The sequence below is a fragment of the Brevundimonas sp. UBA5866 genome, assembly GCF_002432125.1.
GTDB lineage: Bacteria > Pseudomonadota > Alphaproteobacteria > Caulobacterales > Caulobacteraceae > Brevundimonas.
In genome coordinates this window covers 42,761-47,431 of the sequence record NZ_DJFS01000090.1, presented here as the reverse complement: position 1 = coordinate 47,431, position 4,671 = coordinate 42,761, and the positions used below count along the sequence as shown (strand labels likewise).

General features: G+C 63.5%; 5 protein-coding genes. 4 read left to right on the top strand and 1 reads right to left on the bottom strand.

Annotation, left to right across the window (positions count from 1 at the left end; all coding sequences use genetic code 11):
* The 3 genes from B3H86_RS11960 to B3H86_RS11950 all read left to right on the top strand — a co-directional run.
* Positions 1 to 1,354, top strand: a 1,354-nt coding sequence (locus B3H86_RS11960) for a purple acid phosphatase family protein (RefSeq protein ID WP_292054217.1), incomplete at its 5' end; no start/stop codon positions are given.
* Between the two features lie 84 nt (positions 1,355 to 1,438).
* Positions 1,439 to 2,383 (top strand): ACP S-malonyltransferase, encoded by a 945-nt coding sequence (gene fabD, locus B3H86_RS11955; RefSeq protein ID WP_292054215.1) that lies wholly within the window; start codon positions 1,439 to 1,441, stop codon positions 2,381 to 2,383.
* Between the two features lie 113 nt (positions 2,384 to 2,496).
* Positions 2,497 to 2,751 (top strand): hypothetical protein, encoded by a 255-nt coding sequence (locus B3H86_RS11950; protein WP_292054213.1) that lies wholly within the window; start codon positions 2,497 to 2,499, stop codon positions 2,749 to 2,751.
* On the opposite strand, the gene B3H86_RS11945 is transcribed toward B3H86_RS11950, so the two are convergent.
* Positions 2,748 to 3,890, bottom strand: a complete 1,143-nt coding sequence (locus B3H86_RS11945) for a serine hydrolase domain-containing protein (protein WP_292054209.1) — start codon at positions 3,888 to 3,890, stop codon at positions 2,748 to 2,750. The genes B3H86_RS11950 and B3H86_RS11945 overlap by 4 nt on opposite strands.
* 228 nt (positions 3,891 to 4,118) lie before the next feature.
* Between B3H86_RS11945 and B3H86_RS11940 the strand changes: the two genes are divergently transcribed.
* On the top strand, positions 4,119 to 4,671 hold a 553-nt coding region (locus tag B3H86_RS11940; RefSeq protein WP_292054208.1), incomplete at its 3' end, for an SDR family NAD(P)-dependent oxidoreductase.

The following is a 4,671-nucleotide window of genomic DNA, read 5'->3' as shown; positions in this document are numbered from 1 at the left end:
GCCCGATCCCGATCCCCTGCCGCCGCCGCTTCACGCGCCGAACGGGCGTTTTGCGGCCAAGGGCTGGGCCGACCGCATCGTTCTGACCCCCGCCGCCGACGCAGCGCGTGGTGCCGCTGTCGCGTGGAGAACCAATACCGCGCAAGCGTCCGCCGAGGCGCAGATCGCCGAAGAGATCGACGGGCCGCTGCTGGGCTACAATGCCCAGACCGTACGCGGCACCAGCCAGCCGATCCGCAACGAGAACGGCGAGGCCATCTATCATCAGGTGCGCTTTGACGGCCTGAAGCCCGACACCCGTTACGTCTATCGCGTGAAGGCCGCCGACAGCTGGAGCGAGTGGCTGCCGTTCCGTACGGCGGCTGCAGGGTTCACGCCGTTCCGCTTCATCTATCTGGGCGATACCCAGAACGACATCCTCGAGATCGGATCGCGTGTCATCCGTTCGGCCTTCAAGGCGGCGGGGCCTGCCACACTGGTCCTGCACGCGGGCGATCTGGTGGCCCAGCGCGAGGTCAAGGTCCACGACGACGAGTGGGGCGAGTGGACCGAGGCCGGTGGTCGCGCCTTTGCCATGACCGTGCAGATACCGGCCACGGGCAATCACGAATACGTCGATCATATCCTGCCCGACGGCAGCGAAAGCCGGCAGCTGGGGCCGCACTGGACCCGCCAGTTCGCCCTGCCGCAAAACGGGGCCGAGGGCGTGACAGACACGACCTATTTTGTCGATTTCCAGGGCGTGCGCTTCATCGTTCTGGACGGCACCGCGGCGCTTGATCTGGGCGGGCTGGAGAGCCAGACGTCGTGGCTGGACCGGACGCTGGCGTCCAGCACGGCCAAATGGAACATCGCCGTCTTCCACCAACCCATCTTCACCTGCGCCCGGCCCGAAGACACCGAGGAGTTGAAGGCCGCGTGGAAACCGATCTTCGAGGCCCGCAACATCGATCTGGTGCTGCAAGGGCATGACCACTGCTATGGCCGTGTCTCGAACGAGGCGGGAGCGGCGGCGTCGCACGCCAATACCGGGGCAGGCCGTCCGCAGGGGCCCGTCTATGTGGTCTCGGTGACGGGCTCCAAGATGTACGGCCTCAACGATCGCGCGGACGCGCAGCCTGTTCGCGCCGCCGAGAATACCGAACTGTATCAGTTGATCGACGTGGCGGAGAACGACCTGTCGTTCCGGGCCTATACGGCGACGGGGCGGCTGTATGACGCCTTCACCCTGAGCCGCCAGACGGACGGTACGAAACGCCTGATCGAGAGTACGGAGAGCCTGCTGGCTGTGCGTCGCTGCGACGGTGCGCAGGGGCCGGACAACCGTCCCTGCACGGCGGAAATCAAAGACTGATCCGCCTCGTTTCTCTTGCCGCGGGGGCAGGTTTGGCCTACGCCTCGCGGCTTGAGTTCAACGAGAAAAACGGACGAAACGCTGATGAGCCTCGCGCTTCTTTTCCCCGGTCAGGGCAGCCAGTCGGTCGGCATGGGCGTGGCCCTGGCCGAAGCTTTTGCCAGCGCACGCGAAGTCTTTGCCGAGGTCGATGACGCCCTGAACCAGAAGCTGTCGGCTCTGATGAAGGACGGTCCGGAAGCCGATCTAACCCTGACGGAAAACGCCCAGCCTGCGCTGATGGCCGTGTCGGTCGCCACCGCCCGCGCCCTGAAGGCCGAGTTCGGCATCGATGTGTCCAGCGCCGCCTTTGTGGCCGGTCACTCGCTGGGTGAATATTCGGCGCTGGCCGCTGCCGGTGCCATCTCGCTGGCCGACACCGCCCGCCTGCTGAAACTGCGCGGTCAGGCCATGCAGCGCGCCGTGCCGGTGGGCAAGGGCGCGATGGCCTCGCTGATCGGTCCGAAAACCGATCTGGCTCTGGCCGAGGAAGCCGCCAAGGCGGGCAGCGCGGCGGGCGTCTGCGTCGTGGCCAATGACAACAACAAGGGCAATGTCGTCATCTCGGGCGACAAGGCTGCTGTCGATCTGGCCATCGAAAAGGCCAAGGAACTGGGCGCACGCGCCATTCCGCTGAACGTGTCGGCACCGTTCCACTGCCCGCTGATGGCTCCGGCTGCTGATGAAATGGCTGCCGCTCTGGCTGATGCCAGGATCGTGGCTCCGTCGGCGCCGGTGGTTGCTAACATCACCGCCCGTCCGGAAACCGATCCGGAAACCATCCGTCGCCTGCTGGTCGAACAGGTCACGGGCCGCGTCCGCTGGCGCGAGAGCATGGAGTGGATGGCGACCGAGGGCGGCGTGACCCGCTTCGTCGAAGTCGGCTCGGGCAAGGTGCTGACCGGCATGGCCAAGCGCATCGCCGCCGACGCCGAGGCTCTGGCCCTCAACACGCCGGAAGACATCGAAGCTTTCGCCAAGTCGCTCTAAGCGGCGGCAATCGCTGAATATGAAAGGGCGGGAGAGATGATCTCCCGCCCTTTTTATTGCGCCGTGTGACGCATCACTGTTCTCTAGGGCCAACAACTTGGCAGGAGGGATGAATGAGCGACGGGATTAAGGCGAGCGTAAAGGGCGATAAGACCGTCTATCTTCAGGTCGGCGCTTGGTATGATGAAGATAAGGGGCACATTCATCTCTCTGTGCCACGCTCCAAATGGTTCGTGACAACGGTGAATGCGACAGAAGGCAGCAAACGCTGCCACGCCAATCTTTATAGAAAATTGGCGCGTGCGCTTCATGAGGCCGGTGTTCCGGCACCGCATATCGATGCCGGGGCCGAAACTGCGGATGACTAGCGGCTGATCCCCAGATCGGCATCCAGCGCGGTGCGCAGGTCGCCAAGGACATTGACCGAGCGATAGGGTAGGGCCTGCATCATAAGGACGGCGGCAAAGTTGTGGGCGGGGTCGATCCACGCTTGGGTCGAGGCATTGCCGCTCCAGCCGAACTCTCCGGCGCGTTTGTGGCCTTCGCGGGCGACCCAGCCGCCAAAGCCGTGACCGCCACCTGCGGCAACGATGTCGGCGGGCAGGATATCCGAACGCATCAAGCGGGCCGTTTCCGGCTTCATGATCCGGCGGCGGCCGGCGGCTCCATCATTCAGAAGCATGCCGAGGAAGTCGATATAGTCAGAGGCCGTTGAAAGCAGGCCCGATCCTGCAAACGCGAAGGGCACGGGCTTCATCAGATCCGCAGCCGACGTTCTCGCTACGGGCTGACGCACACCGCGACCGTTCTCGCCGTAATTGTAGATGGCCGCCAACCGCCCGGCATCGCCTTCACGCAGGTGCCAGACGGTGTCCTGCATGGACAGGGGATCCAGGATGCGGCGCTGTACAAAGATCTGGAACGGTACGCCGCTGGCCCGTTCGATAACGATGGCCAGCACATCGATGGAGATGCCGTACTCGTATTTCGTGCCCGGCTCGAACATCAAAGGGATGTCGGCCAATCGTGCGATCAGTTCGTCATAGGACGCAGGAGGCGTAGTGCCGCGGGCACTGGTGGCCATGAAGATGCCATTGCTCGCATAGGCCCGCTGGACGGCATTATCGCCCGTGTGGGCATAGGTGAAGCCTGCGGTATGGGTCAGCAGGTGTCGCACCGTCATGGTGTTCTGAGCCGGGCGTGCATTCAGATTGCGCGCTGGATTGGTCGCGACATTCAAGGCCCCGAACTCTGGCACCAGTTCTGCGACAGGCTGATCCAGAGACAGTTTTCCATCTTCGATCAGCAGGGCGGCGGCGGCACCCGTAATCAGTTTGGTCATCGAATAGATTCGAAAAACTGTGTCCCGATCCACCCGTGTGAAGCTGCCGAAATCAAGGGTGCCGGCCTGTAGAAAGGTCTTTCCACCCTCGGGAAGGTGTACCCCGACGCACAGTCCGGGCAGGCGGCCCTGCGAGACATAACGGTTCAATACATCCTGCGTCATTGGCAGGCGATTGATGCCCGGAATTTCAAAAAATTCTTGCTTTCCAGTACCTTGGCAAGATGCCAGCCCAGCGCCGAGCGTCAGGGCACCCGCACCGGCCAGAAGGGTTCGACGATTGAAGTGGGGATGTTCAGCGACCATAGAAACCTTCCGTTGCGGCACCTTCCTCTGGCGAAGAGGGCCAGGTTCAGATAGGACCAGCCCAGAGATTTGGCGGAGCAGACTTAGATGTTCAACCTCGAAGGCAAGACAGCACTTGTAACCGGCGCAACCGGCGGCATCGGTGGCGCGATCGCGCGCGCCCTGCATGCGCAGGGGGCCAATGTGGTGCTGTCGGGCACCCGCGAAGCCGTTCTGGCCGAGCTTCAGGCCGAGCTGGGCAAGCGCGCCTTCTTTGCCGTGGCCAACCTGTCCGATCCGGACTCGGTTGACGGGCTGGTCGCCGCAGCCGAAGCGGCTGCCGGCAATCCGCTGGACATTCTGGTCGCCAATGCGGGCATCACCAAGGATGGCCTGCTGATGCGTATGAAGGACGAGGATTTCCAGTCGGTTATCCAGATCAACCTTGAGTCCTACTTCCGCCTGACCCGCGCCGCGGTGAAGGGCATGATGAAGCGCCGTTCGGGGCGTATCATCGGCGTGACCTCGGTTGTGGGTGTCACCGGCAATCCGGGCCAGACCAACTATTCGGCGTCCAAGGCGGGCATGATCGGCTTCTCCAAGTCGCTGGCCCAGGAAGTCGGTTCGCGCGGCATCACCGTGAACTGCATCGCGCCGGGCT